At 53.6% G+C, this 16,442-nt stretch carries 16 protein-coding genes; all 16 read right to left on the reverse strand.

Annotated elements, in window-relative coordinates; all coding sequences use genetic code 11:
• Positions 1-140: 140 nt before the first annotated feature.
• Positions 141-1,643 carry a L,D-transpeptidase family protein gene (locus tag AC1WNR_RS14250; RefSeq protein WP_481645152.1) on the reverse strand — a complete coding sequence of 501 codons (1,503 nt, stop codon included), beginning with the start codon at positions 1,641-1,643 and terminating at the stop codon, positions 141-143.
• Positions 1,644-1,797: 154 nt separating this feature from the next.
• A complete protein-coding gene (gene parE, locus AC1WNR_RS14255; protein WP_481645153.1) occupies positions 1,798-3,693 on the reverse strand; it encodes a DNA topoisomerase IV subunit B in 1,896 nt (631 codons plus the stop codon).
• 7 nt (positions 3,694-3,700) lie between these two features.
• The gene (locus AC1WNR_RS14260) at positions 3,701-4,333 is read right to left on the reverse strand and encodes a YqiA/YcfP family alpha/beta fold hydrolase (protein WP_481645154.1); all 633 of its coding nucleotides are present in this window, start codon (positions 4,331-4,333) and stop codon (positions 3,701-3,703) included.
• A gap of 11 nt (positions 4,334-4,344) precedes the next feature.
• Positions 4,345-4,794 (reverse strand): DUF1249 domain-containing protein, encoded by a 450-nt coding sequence (locus tag AC1WNR_RS14265; RefSeq protein WP_481645155.1) that lies wholly within the window; start codon positions 4,792-4,794, stop codon positions 4,345-4,347.
• 13 nt (positions 4,795-4,807) lie between these two features.
• The gene (locus AC1WNR_RS14270; RefSeq protein ID WP_481645156.1) at positions 4,808-5,410 is read right to left on the reverse strand and encodes an NUDIX domain-containing protein; all 603 of its coding nucleotides are present in this window, start codon (positions 5,408-5,410) and stop codon (positions 4,808-4,810) included.
• Positions 5,411-5,412: 2 nt separating this feature from the next.
• On the reverse strand, positions 5,413-6,294 hold the full coding sequence (nfo, locus tag AC1WNR_RS14275; RefSeq protein ID WP_481645157.1) for a deoxyribonuclease IV: 882 nt from the start codon (positions 6,292-6,294) through the stop codon (positions 5,413-5,415).
• The gene (locus AC1WNR_RS14280; protein WP_481645158.1) at positions 6,291-6,473 is read right to left on the reverse strand and encodes a hypothetical protein; all 183 of its coding nucleotides are present in this window, start codon (positions 6,471-6,473) and stop codon (positions 6,291-6,293) included. Before AC1WNR_RS14280 ends, nfo begins: the two co-directional genes overlap by 4 nt.
• Positions 6,474-6,513: 40 nt before the next feature.
• Positions 6,514-8,247 (reverse strand): single-stranded-DNA-specific exonuclease RecJ, encoded by a 1,734-nt coding sequence (gene recJ / locus AC1WNR_RS14285; RefSeq protein WP_481645159.1) that lies wholly within the window; start codon positions 8,245-8,247, stop codon positions 6,514-6,516.
• Positions 8,240-9,043, reverse strand: a complete 804-nt coding sequence (locus AC1WNR_RS14290) for a YdcF family protein (protein ID WP_481645160.1) — start codon at positions 9,041-9,043, stop codon at positions 8,240-8,242. Before AC1WNR_RS14290 ends, recJ begins: the two co-directional genes overlap by 8 nt.
• A 65-nt stretch (positions 9,044-9,108) precedes the next feature.
• Complete coding sequence (gene thrC, locus AC1WNR_RS14295) at positions 9,109-10,500, reverse strand: threonine synthase (protein ID WP_481645161.1); 1,392 nt, start codon at positions 10,498-10,500, stop codon at positions 9,109-9,111.
• Positions 10,501-10,522: 22 nt separating this feature from the next.
• On the reverse strand, positions 10,523-11,824 hold the full coding sequence (locus AC1WNR_RS14300; RefSeq protein ID WP_481645162.1) for a homoserine dehydrogenase: 1,302 nt from the start codon (positions 11,822-11,824) through the stop codon (positions 10,523-10,525).
• 162 nt (positions 11,825-11,986) lie between these two features.
• Positions 11,987-12,703: a thioredoxin fold domain-containing protein gene (locus AC1WNR_RS14305; RefSeq protein ID WP_481645163.1), complete on the reverse strand. Its 717-nt coding sequence runs from the start codon at positions 12,701-12,703 to the stop codon at positions 11,987-11,989.
• A 68-nt stretch (positions 12,704-12,771) separates the two neighbouring features.
• The gene (gene xerD / locus AC1WNR_RS14310; protein WP_481645164.1) at positions 12,772-13,698 is read right to left on the reverse strand and encodes a site-specific tyrosine recombinase XerD; all 927 of its coding nucleotides are present in this window, start codon (positions 13,696-13,698) and stop codon (positions 12,772-12,774) included.
• On the reverse strand, positions 13,698-15,152 hold the full coding sequence (locus tag AC1WNR_RS14315) for a hypothetical protein (protein WP_481645165.1): 1,455 nt from the start codon (positions 15,150-15,152) through the stop codon (positions 13,698-13,700). Before AC1WNR_RS14315 ends, xerD begins: the two co-directional genes overlap by 1 nt.
• A 161-nt stretch (positions 15,153-15,313) precedes the next feature.
• Positions 15,314-15,673, reverse strand: coding sequence for a 50S ribosomal protein L19 (gene rplS, locus AC1WNR_RS14320; RefSeq protein WP_481645166.1), 360 nt, complete (start codon positions 15,671-15,673; stop codon positions 15,314-15,316).
• A 31-nt stretch (positions 15,674-15,704) separates the two neighbouring features.
• Positions 15,705-16,442 (reverse strand): tRNA (guanosine(37)-N1)-methyltransferase TrmD, encoded by a 738-nt coding sequence (trmD, locus tag AC1WNR_RS14325; RefSeq protein WP_481645167.1) that lies wholly within the window; start codon positions 16,440-16,442, stop codon positions 15,705-15,707.

The following is a 16,442-nucleotide window of genomic DNA, read 5'->3' on the forward strand; positions in this document are numbered from 1 at the left end:
TCTCCCCTGGGTAACTACAGACCATTTATTACCCCGACCCTCATAGTCAGGGTGTAACTGCAAACGAGGTGCTTATAGTTGCACCTTCTGATCAAATATTAACCAATTCTTTAGGGGAGGGATAGGCTGATAGCGGGCGTTTATCGCTGAACGAGTTGAGTGTTTTTCAATTTACTTTCGCTGTTTTCCATCGAGGCGATCAGGTCACGGTCAGCTTTATAGATGTCATCACGCAGCTGTAGACGACCCTCCGCGTCTAACCAGGCTCGGTTGTAGACGAGAAAAACGGGTATAGACTGAGGCAGTCGTAACCAGCGAGTTTCAGGCTGCAATAGAGAAGCTTCAAATTTTTCGGTGTTGCCAGACATCAGAGTCCGCGCCAGATCGATTACACCCTCTACGCGGATACAACCCGAACTAAAAGCACGCGAGGCATCCGCAAAGAGTTCTTTACTGGGTGTATCGTGCAAGTAGATCGCATGAGAGTTGGGCATATGGAATTTAATTTGTCCAAGTGCGTTACTGCTACCGGGCGCCTGCACCAAACGCACATCCGTATCGCCCCAATCCAACATACTCCACTCGACACTGTCATTCGATACGGGCTGCCACTGACCGGCAATCAGACGCTCAGCTTGCATCCCTTGAGTAGCGAGGTACTGCGGATTCGCGAGAATCTTAGGCAGCAAATCACGCATCAAAATCCGACGCGGTACCGTCCAGTTGGGATTAACGACGAGCTGTTCAACTCTGGCTTGGAAACTACGTGTCGGGCGTGCAGGCCGACCCGAAATGCTGATATGGCGTTCGGCTAATTTACCCTGATTGAAGTAACGCACTTCAAAACCGGGAATGCTCACCAATAGGTAACGTTCACCAAAATCACGAGGTAGCCAGCGCCAGCGTTCCAGTACCGCCGCCAACAGCTCAATACGATCAGTCGCAGAGTAGTTGAGCCATCCAAGAGTATCAGGGCCAATCACCGCATCAGTCTCTAGGCCATGATCGGCTTGGAACAGGCGCACTTGCGCTGCCAACTGCTCGTCATACAGGCGCGGAGCAAGATCGGAGACTTCATCGGAAGCCTCATAACCAAGCCAATCCAAACGCTCGCGGACTCGCTCTATATCAGCATGCATATCACCCGATTTAAAATAGGCACTAAAAGTTAACTGCGGCGGCTCCGAACCGATCAAGGCACGTTTATCAGCATAAGCCTGAACCAGTCCGAGGTAATCAGGGTGCTGCGGTAACAGCGATTCAAGCGCCGGCAGCAGTGCCGGTGCGGCTAATACCGATGTGCGAACAGCGTCTAGATCGAGCAGCTTCTCAGGATAGTGCCAAAGCGGATCAATACTGGTGGGCACCTGCCCAACAGAAAACCGCCTGATAAGCGAATCCAGAACCTCATTATGAGCTTTATCTACGTCGTGAACTGTTTGCGCTTGTTGTAGTCGCATCTTAAGGTCATCGCTCTCAAGCCCATGCTGATCAGCCAAAACAATCGCAGCATAGAGACCTAACGCACGCTCTGTAACTTGTCCGGTCTCGCTGTTGTACCAACGGTCGCTCGCAGCAGAGAGCGGCAGACTTAGGAGAGAGATTAGAATTACTGCTAGGGATCGCAGACTGACGTGGCGCACAAAAGAACTCCTTACCTCCCTTTCGTTAGGGGGGAAGTTTTAGTGTAGTTCTTCCAGATGAGACTGCTGCTTTACAGCTTGAAAAATGTGCAAGGCCCCTACGAGCACCGCAGGGCCATGCATCCAGCAAATTAGAACTGTGCTCGAAAATGATTTACACGACCTCGGCCAGGTTGCCTTTAGTCTCGAGCCAGCTCTTACGATCGGCGGCGCGCTTTTTCGCCAGCAGCATATCAAGCATCTCCGCGGTATCGTCACCTTCACTGAGTGTTAGCTGCACGAGGCGACGAGTATCTGGCGCCATTGTGGTTTCGCGCAGCTGCAGTGGGTTCATCTCGCCCAAGCCTTTGAAGCGCTGGACGCCGATCTTGGCGTTTTTACGCTCGGCACGCAGGCGCTCAATGATCGCATCTTTCTCAGATTCATCCAGCGCATAGTGCACCTCTTTACCCTGATCAATACGGAATAGTGGCGGCATCGCCACGTAGACATGACCGGCCCGCACTAGCGGACGGAAATGGCGCAGGAAAAGCGCACAGAGCAGTGTCGCGATATGGGCACCATCGGAGTCCGCATCGGCGAGGATACAGATTTTGCCATAGCGCAAACCAGTGAGGTCATCCGAGCCGGGGTCCACACCGATCGCAACCGAAATATCGTGAATCTCTTGGGATGCGAGAATCTCACCGGACTCCACTTCCCAAGTGTTCAATATCTTACCGCGCAGCGGCATGATCGCTTGGAAGTCGCGACTACGTGCCTGCTTCGCCGAACCGCCGGCCGAGTCACCCTCGACCAGAAAGATCTCAGATTTCATCGCCTCAGCGCCTGAACAGTCGGCAAGCTTACCAGGTAGCGCCGGCCCTTGAGTCACCTTCTTACGTACAACCTTTTTAGCTGAGCGCAGCCGACGTTGCGCGTTGGCGATAATCATCTCCGCCAGCGCTTCACCCTCTTCTACATGCTTGTTCAGCCAGAGCAGGAAAGCGTCTTTTACAGTGCCAGAAATAAATGCCGCGATGCCGCGCGATGAGAGGCGCTCTTTGGTCTGTCCGGAGAACTGCGGGTCACGCATCTTCGCCGACAGGATGTAGCATGCACGCTCCCATATATCCTCAGGACTGAGCTTTACGCCACGCGGAAGCAAGTTACGGAACTCACAGAACTCGCGCATCGCTTCTAGCAAGCCAGTACGCAAGCCGTTCACGTGCGTACCGCCCTGGGCCGTGGGGATTAGGTTCACATAACTCTCGGTGGTCATCTCACCACCCTCTTTGAGCCACTGCACTGCCCACTCGACCGCGTCCTCTTCACCCTGCAAGCTGCCGCAGAAAGGCTCTTCTGGTAGAGTATCAAAGACTTGGGTGTTACCCTTGAGGTAAGCAACCAAGCCATCCTCGTAGTACCACTCCTCTTTCTCTTTTTTACCCTGACTCAAGTCGAGAAAGGTAACTCGCAGACCCGGGCAAAGAACCGCTTTAGCACGCAGATTATGACGCAGGCGACTGACACTGAATTTAGGCGAGTCAAAGTAAGAGGCGTCAGGAAGGAAGCGCACCGTGGTACCGGTGTTGCGCTTGCCGCAGGTATCGATCACTTCCAAGTCGGAGATCTTCTCACCGTCAGCAAAGCCGATTCGATGAATCTGCCCATCGCGTTTGATCTGCACTTCCAACATCTTCGACAGGGCGTTAACCACCGATACACCTACACCGTGCAAGCCGCCGGAGTAGTTGTAGTTGTCGTTATTGAACTTACCACCGGCATGCAGACGTGTGAGGATTAGTTCGACACCCGGCACACCCTCATCCGGATGGATATCGACCGGCATACCGCGGCCATCATCACTGACTGAGAGCGAGTTATCAGGATGAAGGATAATGTCGATCTGTTTCGCATGACCCGCCAGCGCCTCGTCGACCGAGTTATCGATGACTTCCTGCGCGAGGTGGTTGGGACGATCCGTCTCGGTGTACATGCCCGGGCGGCGGCGAACCGGATCCAGACCACTGAGAACCTCTATCGAACCAGCATTATAATCCTTGGCCATACGTCTCTTAATCTCCTAGCTCCGCCGGCTTATTGGTCAGCCGTGCGGTATCAATCTGTCCTGCAGCAAAATCGATAATCAGTGGCAACATCTGCTCAAACTCATCAAAAGCGTGACTGCCACCGGGCTGCACTATCTGGGCACTCGCTTTGTAATACCCAACTGCGTCACGATAGTCCAGCGTTTCGTCCGCCTCTTGTTGCAGAAGAAGTAGCCGCTGCGGATGCATAACCTCTGGCAGGTAGAGTGCTTGTAGCTGATCCATATGACGTTGGGTCAACTCATAGCGCTCGCCCGTGTGGTAGTTCTCGGTAAAACCCAAGCGTCCTTCAAGCAATTTATGTGGCGCAACAGCGGGATTGAGCAGCACAGCGCGCGCTTGTGCATAATGTTCGGTAAGCCAGGTTGAATAGAATCCACCCAAAGAGGAGCCAATCAACACCGTTCGCTGCGCCGATTCAACTAGTGCTCTGAGCTGTGTCATCGCCTCCGCCGGGAAGTGCGATAGCGGAGGAATGGAGAGCTGATCTTCAGCACCCTGCTCTCTGAACAGCGCCAGCGTCTGCTGCGCCTTGAAGCTCTGCGGGGAGGAGTTGAAGCCGTGAATATAGATGAACTGGGTGTCCGCTGGGATCTGCATCGCGCTCTGTATCAGCCCGCAACCGAGACAGGTAATAGTGTCTCACCACTCGCGAGGCAGTGGCTGAGCCATTCAGCCAAATGCTGGTTTAGCTGAAACTTCTCATCCGGCTGATGCATCTGCGGATTGGGGTATTCGTACCGGCCGTCCAACTGCTTGCGTTTCTGCAGGCAGACTACCTCGGCCATCCGTGCATCATGGTAGAGACGCACAACAAAGGTCTGGGGATTAAACCAGGGCGTAGCGCTCTCTGGCCAATAACTAACGATCAGCGTTGAGGTGTACGCGAACTCTTCGTCCATACGGATAGAGACGCGGTAGTCACAGCGATGCCAGTCCACGCGGTACTCGCGCTGCTTCTGACCAGAGGGGAGCAGACGGCGCAGACGTGCGTAGTTGGTCTCGCAGATAGCACTCTGCTTCACCAAATCGGGCACATATTTACGCTTTGCTCGCTGCATCTCGAAAAACTTCCTATCGTTTCAGCCGATTACGATTCAATTCTAGCCACTGTAGGGCAATGATGGCAGGTGATGAGTTAATCGCACCTGAAACCACCAGATCAAACGCCTCTTGGGCATTCAATACATGTACCTTAATGTCTTCGCCCTCATCTGCCAAGCCATGCAAACCTTGCGCAACGCTGCTGTCTACTTCGGCGTACATCAAATCGATCCATTCATCACAACCGCCACCGCTTGGCAGATAGCGAATGATCGGCTGTACCTGATCAAGGGTTAAACCCGCCTCTTCAACGGCTTCGCGCCGCGCCACATCCTCAGCTGTTTCACCTGGTTCAACGATACCGGCAACCACTTCAAGCATCCAAGGACTCTCGGCTGCCAGCGCCCCCACACGGAACTGCTCAACCATCACCACTTTGTCTGCTTCTGGATCGTACAAGAGCACACATACGGCATTGCCACGTTTGAATACTTCTCGGCAGATCTCAATCGAGTCACCCGCGAAGGTGGCGTGACGGATACTAAGGCGATCTACACGAAAATAGCCCTGGAATGCCGTTTCGGTTTTCACAATTTTAGCGTCAGAGGCTGCAAACGCAGGTGACCAACTCACGCTTAAGCCTGTTCTAACTGCTTTTCGCCGGCAAAGGTGCGCAGCTGCTGAATCTCCTGATCCCAGATGGTCTCGTCGATCGTTTCGAGACAGAGCGGCACACCGCGGAAGCGATCATCCTGCATGATGTACTTAAACGGCGCCCAACCGATCTCGCCCATGCCGAGGCTGTGGTGGCGATCCACGCGGCTGCCGAAAGCAGATTTACAATCATTGATGTGCATGCCGCAGAGCTTATCGAAGCCGATCAGACGCTCGTAATCACCAAAGCTCTGCTCGCACGACTCTTCGGTTCGCAGGTCGTAACCCGCCGCAAAGATATGACAGGTATCGATACAGACGCCAACTCGTGACTGATCCTCAACCTGATCAATAATCTGCGCCAGCTCTTCAAAGCGCCAACCAAGGTTTGTGCCCTGTCCGGCAGTCGTCTCAAGCACAGCCGTGACGCCCTCTGACTCAGCCAATGCGATATTGATCGACTCAGCGATCCGACCTAAACAGGCATCAATGTCGATCTTCTTCAGATGACTACCTGGGTGAAAGTTGAGATAGCAGAGGCCCAACTGCTGGCAGCGGTGCATCTCATCAAGAAAGGCGGTACGCGAACGCTCAAGTGGTTCCGCTTCTGGATGCCCAAGATTAATCAGATAGGAGTCGTGCGGCAATATCTGTTCGGGTAAGAAGCCCTCAGCCTCACAGTTCGCCTTAAACTCTGCGATACCTTCAGAAGTCAGTGGTTTAGCGTTCCATTGACGCTGATTTTTGGTGAACACCGCAAATGCATTTGCGCCAATCTTCGCGGCATTCAGAGGCGCATTCTGGACTCCGCCGGCGGCACTAACATGCGCACCGACGTAGTAGGGCTTTCTAGCATAACTCACAACTTGCAAGCGCCTCCCGCACAATCATCAAAATCCATCGACTCAAGCTCTAAACGCTCAGAGTGTGCCTGCTCAATCTGCTTACGTAGTGTGCCTTCAGCACTGCTATCTGCAGCCACACCTGCACGGTCAAAAACATCTACTAAGATACCCAGCTCAGCGGTTGTCAGATCGTTCATGCGAATCTCCTTGTTTTAATTTTTGTGCGACTTTGCCTATTCAGGCCGGCTCGAGCCAATCAACCATCAACTGTAAATTACGCTGCCCGCGAAACTCATTTACATCCAACTTGTATACCAGCTGGACGCGTTGGATATCGGTGTTTGGCCAGACTTCAGTATCCACATTAAAGGCGATCGCATCCAGCGCCAAACCCGTTTGCGGCTCTTGCAGGACCATCTTAAGATGACGCTGTCCCACGATTCGCTGCTGTAGCAGGCGAAACTCGCCATGAAAACTCGGCTCTGGGAATTGGTGACCCCAAGGCCCGGCATCGCGGAGCAACTGGGCTAGGTCCAGCGTGAAATCACGTGGATTCAACTGACCATCAGTCATCATTGAGCGCTGCAGATCTTCAGGTGCCATCACCTGTTGTACTTGCTTGTCGAACAGAGTACAGAAGCACTCAAAATCCTCAGCTTTAATCGTCAATCCAGCTGCCATCGCATGGCCACCGAACTTGGCAATTAGGCCAGGATTTTTAGCCGCAATGGCGTCGAGTCCATCACGAATATGGAAGCCTGGAATTGAGCGCGCGGAGCCTTTGATTTCGCCCTCATCACCGGGGGCAAACACAATCACTGGCCGGTGGAAACGCTCTTTCAGACGTGACGCTAGAATGCCGATTACGCCCTGATGGAAGTTGGCATCGAAGATAGCCAACCCTGTCGGCATTTCGGACTCATCCAAGCCGATCTGCTCGAGTGCTTCCAACGCGTCGCGTTGCATCTGCTGCTCGATTCCACGACGATCGCGGTTCATCTGGTCGAGCTCTCGCGCCAGCTCTAACGCGCGCTCAGGATCGTTTGTTAGCAGGCACTCTATACCCAGGCTCATATCATCCAGGCGACCCGCCGCGTTCAGACGTGGAGCCACAGCAAAACCTAGATCAGATGCCGAAATGCGTTCGGGCTGACGGCCCGCCACTTCTAGCAACGCTAACAAACCGGGGCGCGCCCGGCGGCGGCGAATACGCTCGAGCCCCTGATAAACCAAAGTGCGGTTATTTGCCTCTAGAGGCACAACATCAGCAACGGTGCCAAGCGCAACAAGGTCGAGCAGCTCTCCCAAATTGGGTGGCTTGGTCCCTAGGCGCTCGAAGTAACCGCTCTGTTGCAGCCGGCGACGCAGAGCAATCATCACATAAAAGACCACGCCAACTCCGCAAGTCGACTTGGCGACAAAATCACACTCAGGTTGGTTTGGGTTTACGATGGCACAGGCATCGGGCAACTGATCACCCGGAAGGTGGTGATCCGTCACGATCACATCGATTCCCAGAGCTTTCGCCGCAGCAACTCCCTCGATACTCGAGATGCCGTTATCAACAGTAATAATCAGCTGAGGCTGACGCTGAGCAGCGACTGCAACTATTTCAGGACTGAGCCCGTATCCAAACTCGAAGCGGTTCGGCACAAGATAAGAGACCATCTGAAAGCCAAACTGACTTAGCGCCAGATAGGTGGTTGCGGTACTCGTAGCACCATCGCAGTCGAAGTCGCCCAGTATCAATACCGATTGCTGCTGCTCAAGCGCCTCCACCAAACGGTCGACGGCGGCATCAACACCTTTTAACTGGGCGTCGGGTAATAATTTATCGAGGCCTCGACTGAGTTCAGCATCTGACTTCAAACCACGACCGGCATAGATGCGTGCCAGGACCGGATGGAGACGCTGGAGCTCCTGCGGGATATTACTAACCGGACGTTCGACGATCTGTACCGAATCAGTCATTTTTCGGGCCCGGCAGCAGTTCGCTCGTTTTATCGGTGTAGTAATAGACTACCAGACCAATCCATTCGCGCACGGCGGTATGAAGGTCTCGTAGGTTCTGCCAGAGTTTGGGGTCATTTCTAAACCCTGTGGAGGTGAGCGAGTAGTAATCTACGGGATAAGGGATCAGGTTCCACCCCTGTTTACGGAAGATCCCAACCGATCGCGACATATGAAATGCGGATGTTACTAAGAGCCAATTACCTTTCGGCACCCCTCCGAGAAATTTCGCCGAAAATAGCGCATTTTCGTAGGTATTTCGCGAATCTGATTCAAGCATCACGCGATCCCGAATACCGAGTTGTTGCAGGTAATCCTCGACCGCGTCGGCACCTTTGAAGTCCGGCCGTAAAGCCGAACCACTGCCACCCGTAAAAACAATTCTTGCTGCCGGAAACTCGCGGGCTAAAGCAGGAATCGCCATCACACGCTCAGCCGCAGCGTTGAACTGCGGAGCATCCCAGACAACGCTCTCCTCTGCGAGCTCGCCGCCGCCGAGAACAATAATTCCCTCGATATTAGCTTGGGATAGATCCGGCTGAGGAAAACGACTCTCAAGCGGTCGCAGCAAAGCATCGCCCAAGGGCATAAATATCAGCGCGATCCAGAGCAGCAAGTTAACCGTCAGCAAAGTTCCACCCAACTTGCGCCAACCGACCCACAGAGCGAAAAGCGCAAAAATAAGCATAAAGACCATCAAGTGGTCGGGGGCGGCAAAGAACCAGAAAATTTTGGAAAGGCTGAAGAAGCTTGGCATCGGCTTACCTCAGTGGAGATTTAAAAGAAGAAGCTGCTGCCCCGCAATGCGGGACAGCCAAAACACTAGCGGTGGCAGTGTTCAGCAACGTATTGCTGGACCACCTGCAGCTCATTATCGAGCACCTGCAGGCGCTCTTCACGCTCAAACAGATCCGCCATATGAGCTGGTAGCTGTGGCGATTCCAGGCCCGCTTTTACAACAGGATCTGGGAATTTAACCGGATGTGCTGTCGCCAAAGTAACCATGGGCACTGAAGCACTACGACGGCACTCGCGTGCGGCTTTAACACCAATTGCCGTGTGCGGATCTAGCAGGTACTCAGTTGACTCAAATACCTCAGCGATCACCTCACAGGTGGTTTGGTCATCCACAGCGTAGCTAGCAAACAGCTCGCGTACGCGGTTCCACTCGCCGTCACCCAAGCTAACCGACTCTTTCTTGAAGCGCGCCATCAGATCGGCTACCGCTGCACCATCACGGCCGTAAACATCAAACAGCAGACGCTCAAAGTTTGATGAGACCATGATATCCATCGAGGGCGAAAGTGAAGGCTCAAGGGTTCCCTTTGACATATCGTTACCGCTAATAACGCGGTGTAGGATGTCATTACGGTTAGTCGCCACGATCAGCTGATCGATCGGCAGACCCATCTGCTTAGCCAGGTAACCCGCGAAGATGTCACCGAAGTTACCGGTTGGAACAGAGAAAGATACAGGGCGGTGTGGGCCACCCAGTGTCAGGGCCGCTGAGAAGTAGTAGACGATCTGGGACATAATACGTGCCCAGTTGATCGAGTTAACCGCACCGAGCTTCAGGCCACCTAGGAAGCTCTGATCGGCGAAACTATCTTTGACCATCTCTTGGCAATCATCAAAGTTACCCTCAAGTGCTATGTTAAAGACATTGTCAGCCAGCACAGTTGTCATCTGGCGACGCTGTACCTCAGATACGCGGTTGTAAGGGTGCAGGATGAAGATATCGAGGTGTTCAGAGTGACGGCAACCTTCAATAGCCGCTGAGCCTGTGTCACCTGAAGTTGCACCCATAATCACCAGACGCTCGCCACGCTGTTTCAGCACGTGATCCATCAGTCGTCCCAATAGCTGAAGCGCAAAGTCTTTAAACGCCAGCGTGGGACCGTGGAACAGTTCCAACACAAACTCGTTGCTATCGATCTGTACCAGCGGTGCAACGGCATCGTGTTTAAACACTGCATACGAGTCGTCGATCATCACTTTGAGATCAGCATCTTCAATACAGTCATCAACGAACGGTTTAATTACTTTGAACGCGAGGTCCGCGTAGCTGAGGCCCGCCCAGCTTGCGATCTCATCTTGAGAGAACTTCGGCAACTCTTCAGGTACGTAGAGACCACCGTCAGAAGCGAGGCCCGCCAGCAACACATCGGCAAAGTTCAATACAGGGGCTTCGCCACGAGTTGAAATATAACGCATATCTAAATCTCCTTACCGGCCGTTACTGACCCAAGTGCTCTACGCGGATACGCACCACTTCACCGAGGATATCGGGCAGGGCTTCAATCTCGCGGATCGCCTGGTTCATTTTCTCTTCCTTGACGCTCTGAGTCAGCAGAATCACAGGCACCTGCGCCTCTTCTGTCTGCTTCTGAGTGATCGCCTCAATGTTGATGCCTTTATCACCCAGGATACGGGTGATGTGCGCCAGCACGCCAGGGCGCTCAACGGCCATGATGCGCAGGTAGTAACCAGATTCAATCTGATCAACCGGCAACACCTCAGCATCAGATAGCTCGCCTGGCTGGAACGCCAAGTGAGGTACGCGGTTATCACGATCTGCTGTAAGGGTGCGAACCACGTCAACAACATCCGCCACCACGGCAGACGCGGTTGGCTCAGCACCAGCACCTGGCCCGTAGTAGAGCGTCTGACCAACAGCGTCACCGTCAACCAGCACGGCGTTCATTACGCCGTTTACATTAGCGATCAGCGCCTGCTGTGGAACCATAGTGGGGTGCACGCGCAGCTCGATACCTTGCGCACTGCGACGGCTGATACCCAAATGCTTGATGCGGTACCCAAGCTCTTCGGCGTACTTCACATCTTCCGCAGTAATGCGGCTGATCCCTTCGGTGTAGGCTTTGTCGAACTGCAGCGGAATGCCATAGGCGATAGACGCGAGGATAGTCAGCTTGTGCGCTGCATCGATACCCTCAACGTCAAAGGTTGGGTCAGCTTCGGCGTAACCCAGCGCCTGAGCTTCCGCCAGCACATCCTGGAAGTCACGGCCCTTCTCACGCATCTCAGTCATGATGAAGTTGCCTGTACCGTTGATGATACCGGCCAGCCAGTTGATCTTGTTAGCCGACAGGCCTTCGCGCAGCGCTTTGATGATTGGGATACCACCGGCAACAGAAGCTTCGAACGCAACCATAACGTTCTTCTCCTGCGCAGCCGCAAAGATCTCGTTACCGTGCACGGCGATCAGCGCTTTGTTCGCAGTAACAACGTGCTTACCGTTTTCGATCGCAGTCATAACCAGCTTGTAGGCGACGTCATAACCACCAATCAGTTCGATTACGATATCGATCTCTGGATTGGTCGCTACTTCAAACACATCAGCTGTGACATGCATACCCTTGGTATCGCATGCCGGATTTGGACGACGCATACCGATCTGCTCAATCTGAATGCGACGCCCCGCACGGCGAGCAATCTCCGCCGCATTGCGTTGCAACACATTGAACGTACCGCCACCGACAGTACCCAGACCACAGATCCCAACTTTTACCGGTTTCAAAACCTTACCCCGTTTAGCACAGTTACGCTTTTGCTGTCGGCGATTTGAGCCCCACACAGCGCGCGAAAAAAAATGGCGCTTAGTATAGCGAAAAGGCGGCTGCTACTCTACGTAACAGCCGCCTCAAATTGATGTTTTTCTGCTCTTTCGAGCGATTTAAATTTAGAGCTGTAGCATCTGCTGCAGACGTGCTGCCGGCACATAACCTGGCACTAGCGAACCATCTTCAAAGATTAGAGCTGGCGTGCCGGTTACACCCACCTGCTGACCTAGCACAAACTGATCGACAACGGCGTTATCACAGTTTTGCGGTTCGTTCTCATCACCGGTTTTAGCACGATCCATGGCGGCGAGACGCTCATCACCACTTTGACACCAGATCGCCTCCATCTTTTTCGCTGTAGGAGTATCCGGGCCTGAACGTGGGAAAGCCAAGTAAGCCACCTCGATACCCATCTCGTTCAGGGTGGGCACCTCGTCATGCAGCTTACGACAGTAAGGGCAGTCGATATCGGTAAATACCAATACACGGGCTTTGCGCTCGCCCGTAGCTGGGTAAATGACCATATCTTCATCCTGAACAGCGGCCATAGCATCTTTGCGCACCGTTTTAAGACTCTCTTCTGTCAGATTCACCAAACCGCGCTCGGATACCTGGTACAGGGTGCCGGACATGATGTAGTGCAGGTCTGTGCTAACGTAAAGCATCTCGCCCGAGCCTAAGGTTACCGCATGGAAGCCACCGGTCGCTTCTTGAGCGATCGCCTTGATAGGAATATTTGGATCAAGCTGCTTAAGACGCGCAGTAATATCCTCTTCAATACCCGCGAACGCGCTTAACGACAAACCCAGCGCTAGCGCGCCAATCAACTTTTTCATTACAGATCCTATGAACTCGATATAAAACAAAACTACGCCTAGCCTAACGCACCCTCTGGATAAACGCACTAGCCACGCGGATGATGCTGTTGGTGCAGCTGCTGCAGACGATACGTCGCTACCTGCGTGTAAATCTGCGTAGTCGACAGGTTAGCGTGCCCCAGCAACATCTGCACAGCACGCAGGTCAGCGCCATGATTCAACAGGTGAGTCGCGAACGCGTGGCGCAACACATGTGGGGATAGCGGCTTGTCGATTCCAGCCACCTGGGCCCAATGACGTATACGGTGCCAAAAGGTTTGGCGGGTCATCTGTGCCCCCCGCTGACTCAAAAACAGCGTGGCAGGATTCGCTTTAGATAAGAGCAATGGACGGCTCTGTTTGAGATAGCGTGCCAGCCAGTCAACCGACTCATCACCCAGGGGTACTAGCCGCTCTTTGTCTCCCTTACCCACCACACGAATCAATCCGGAGCGCAGACTCATCTGCTCCTGCTCCAAACTGATCAGCTCCGAGATACGCAATCCCGAACCATAGAGCAGCTCTAACATGGTCCGGTCACGCAATCCTAACGGGCTTTCAGTGTCTGGCGCTGCTAAAAGCGCATCAACATCCGCCTCACTCAAACTTTTGGGAAGCGCACGACCGGCTTTGGGATTGGTTAGATTGAGAGTCGGATCCACATCGATCAAGTTATCGCGCAGCAGATAGCGGTAGAAACCGCGCAGGCAAGAGAGCTGCCGAGACGTTGAACTCGCGCGTAGCTGCTCCGTAATGCGCCAGGCAAGGTATGTCTGCAATTCAAGAGCATCGGCCTTATCAAGCTGAGAGCCACGGTCATTCAGCCAGCAGGCAAACTGATTCAGATCACGCTTGTACGAGGCTTGGGTGTTCTCACTCAGCCCACGCTCCATCCACAGTGCTCGAACGTAGTCGTTGATTAATGCCTGATCTTCTTTTTGCGGTAAGCGGGCCCTAAGACGCCGATCGGTCACTAACGCATCACCTCTATCACCTCGAGCTTGGCGCGATCTACCGGATAGATCGCAAGCCCTTTACCAACACGGTGGAGAATCTTGATGTTGTCGCCTTCGACAGCCTCAAGACGCCCCTCTACTCGGTTGCCATAGTAGGTGAATATGCGGATGTCTGAATAGATGTAATTTTGTAAGTCATCAAACTCAGTGCGGCGAAACTTAACCTCTGGAGTCGGCAGTGGCTTGGGAGCCATTCCCGGAAATTCGACCATGGCGACCTCCTCAGAGCCCTCCCTGCCCGCACCACCCTGCCCCGCAGCAGCCACAGTACCCGAGGTCTCAGTGACTGACTCTTTAGCACCATCGCCGCTACTCTGATCATTGCCCGCATCACTAGCCTCAGTTGCGCCGGCAAGTGCCCGTTGCGACTGCATAATCGCCTCGGGGTCGGGCATCAATGCCAGCCAATCAACCTGATTGAGATCGACCGGCCGGCCGTTAATCTCTAGATGTAGGCGCAGCCGCTCAATCAGTTCTGTCGGCGCGTTCAACCCCATCATGACTTCAGCACCTAGACCCCCGACAGGATTCATGCCAAAACGCACATCCGCTCCCTTGGCATTGCTATCAGCATAGGCCAACCAGAGAATCTCCGGCACCTGCATCCCGAAGCCAGCTGCTCGCTGCTTCACCAACTCTAAATGATTAGCTCGGTACTGCGCTTCGTCTACTGCGGCATTACCGGCACAGAATCGATCGCGCTTGGCGTAATAACCCGTATCACGGTAATTAACTTCGAGTGATTTGAGGCGAGGATTAGCACCAGCGACGGTTGCTGGCTTTAGGTACCCAGCGGCGAAAGTCATTGAGAGATCGGCGCTAACCGCACCGATGCCGGCGGTATCCGTTTCAGTGAATAGATCGAGCCTACCCTGATCGTTATCAGCGCGCAGCGTGATGGCGATATCAGATGAGAGGCGGCCTATACCCATGCGCCCCCAGATTTCAGGCGTAAAGGCCAAGATATCCTCACCACAGCCAAGCGCTTCCAGTTGTGGCTCTCTCAGATGCAGGAGCAGATCAGCCTGACTTGGCTGCAGGGCTGTGATGAAATCAGCTTGGGGATCTAGTTTGGCGCCATCAAACGCGATCGAAAGAAACTCTGGGTACTCACCGCGCTCCAGGCGACCCTGTGGATCTAGGAAGAATAGCGGGTCATCCGATCGAACACTGACTGAGTCCACATCAACTGGAGTACGGTAACCGGCCGGTATAATCTGGATACCATCGACACGAATTTCACCGCGTGGATCGATTCGAAGCTTTTGATAACTGACCTGTCCAACGCTAGAAGCAGCAACGATCTGCTGGTCGAGATAGGTCTTGGTGCTGTACCAGACGTACCCATAAGCAGCACCGGCCAACACCGCCAGCAGGAGGATACCCCCGATGAGTCGTTTAATAGCTCGCATCTTGCTCTAGTTCTGCAATCCATTTTGATAGATTCCAGTTTAGGCCAAGAAACGGGGTCAGACCCCTTTTTTTAAAAAAAAGGGTCTGACCCCAGAACAAACGCGCCAAAAACAAAAAAAAAGCGACCCTAAGGCCGCTTTTTCGTTCAAACAGAAAAGGCTTAAGCGCCCAGCTTCTCTTTGATACGTGCAGATTTACCGCTGCGCTCACGCAGGTAGTAAAGTTTAGCCTGACGTACGTCACCGCGACGCTTAACTTCGATCGCTTCTACAGTTGGGCTGTAGGTCTGGAAAGTACGCTCAACGCCAACACCGTGAGAGATCTTACGGACAGTGAATGCAGAGTTCAGGCCGCGGTTACGCTTGCCCAGTACTACGCCTTCAAATGCCTGCAGACGGCTACGGCTGCCTTCTACTACGCGAACCTGTACAACGACAGTGTCGCCTGGACCAAAAGTTGGTACTTCTTTACCAGTCTGTTCAGCTTCGATCTGCTGAATGATTAAGTTTTTGCTGCTCATCGCTCGCTCCTAACTTTTTCAACCGCGGACTCTATTGAGTCTCGCTGATGTATTCTTGTAACAGCGCCTGCTGCTCCGGGTTCAGATCAATTTTTTCCAGCATATCAGGGCGCCTTTCCCAGGTCCGTCCCAACTGCTGCTTCAGTCTCCAGCGTCTTATCTCAGCGTGATTACCGCTGAGCAGCACGGCTGGCGCCTGCATCTCATCCAAAACCTCTGGTCGCGTGTAGTGCGGGCAATCGAGTAACCCTTCTGCGAAGGAGTCCTCTTCGGCCGATGCTTGGTCACCTAATACACCCGGGATCTGCCGGGCGATGGCGTCTAACATCACCATTGCCGGGAGCTCGCCGCCACTAAGAACAAAATCGCCCAGTGACCACTCCTCATCGATCTCCGTCTCAATCAGGCGTTCATCAACACCCTCATACCGACCGCAGACCAGAATGAGTCGCTCCTGCTTCGCTAACTCCAATACCCCAGCTTGATCTAGTTTGCGCCCTTGAGGCGACAGGTAGATCACGCGGGCATCTCCGCCAGCGGCAGCTTTCGCTGCATGAATCGCGTCTTTCAGCGGCTGAACCTTCATCAGCATCCCCGGACCCCCACCAAAAGGGCGGTCATCGACGGTGCGATGTTTGTCATGAGCAAAGTCTCTAGGACTCCAACTCTCGACCTGGATCAGTCCCCGTTTTACACCTCTACCTGTTACACCGTAGCGAGTGACCGCTTCGAGCATCTCAGGAAAGAGAGATACGATTCCAAACCACAC

The organism is Marinobacterium marisflavi, assembly GCF_982447095.1.

What these genes read in the sequence shown, in the direction of transcription:
- AC1WNR_RS14280 (WP_481645158.1), bottom strand. Translation starts at nt 6,473, where the DNA reads ATGAACGATCTGACAACCGCTGAGCTGGGTATCTTAGTAGATGTTTTT.
- AC1WNR_RS14315 (WP_481645165.1), bottom strand. Translation starts at nt 15,152, where the DNA reads ATGCGAGCTATTAAACGACTCATCGGGGGTATCCTCCTGCTGGCGGTG.
- AC1WNR_RS14305 (WP_481645163.1), bottom strand. Translation starts at nt 12,703, where the DNA reads ATGAAAAAGTTGATTGGCGCGCTAGCGCTGGGTTTGTCGTTAAGCGCG.
- parE (WP_481645153.1), bottom strand. Translation starts at nt 3,693, where the DNA reads ATGGCCAAGGATTATAATGCTGGTTCGATAGAGGTTCTCAGTGGTCTG.
- AC1WNR_RS14265 (WP_481645155.1), bottom strand. Translation starts at nt 4,794, where the DNA reads ATGCAGCGAGCAAAGCGTAAATATGTGCCCGATTTGGTGAAGCAGAGT.
- AC1WNR_RS14290 (WP_481645160.1), bottom strand. Translation starts at nt 9,043, where the DNA reads ATGCCAAGCTTCTTCAGCCTTTCCAAAATTTTCTGGTTCTTTGCCGCC.
- thrC (WP_481645161.1), bottom strand. Translation starts at nt 10,500, where the DNA reads ATGCGTTATATTTCAACTCGTGGCGAAGCCCCTGTATTGAACTTTGCC.
- recJ (WP_481645159.1), bottom strand. Translation starts at nt 8,247, where the DNA reads ATGACTGATTCGGTACAGATCGTCGAACGTCCGGTTAGTAATATCCCG.
- rplS (WP_481645166.1), bottom strand. Translation starts at nt 15,673, where the DNA reads ATGAGCAGCAAAAACTTAATCATTCAGCAGATCGAAGCTGAACAGACT.
- AC1WNR_RS14260 (WP_481645154.1), bottom strand. Translation starts at nt 4,333, where the DNA reads ATGCAGATCCCAGCGGACACCCAGTTCATCTATATTCACGGCTTCAAC.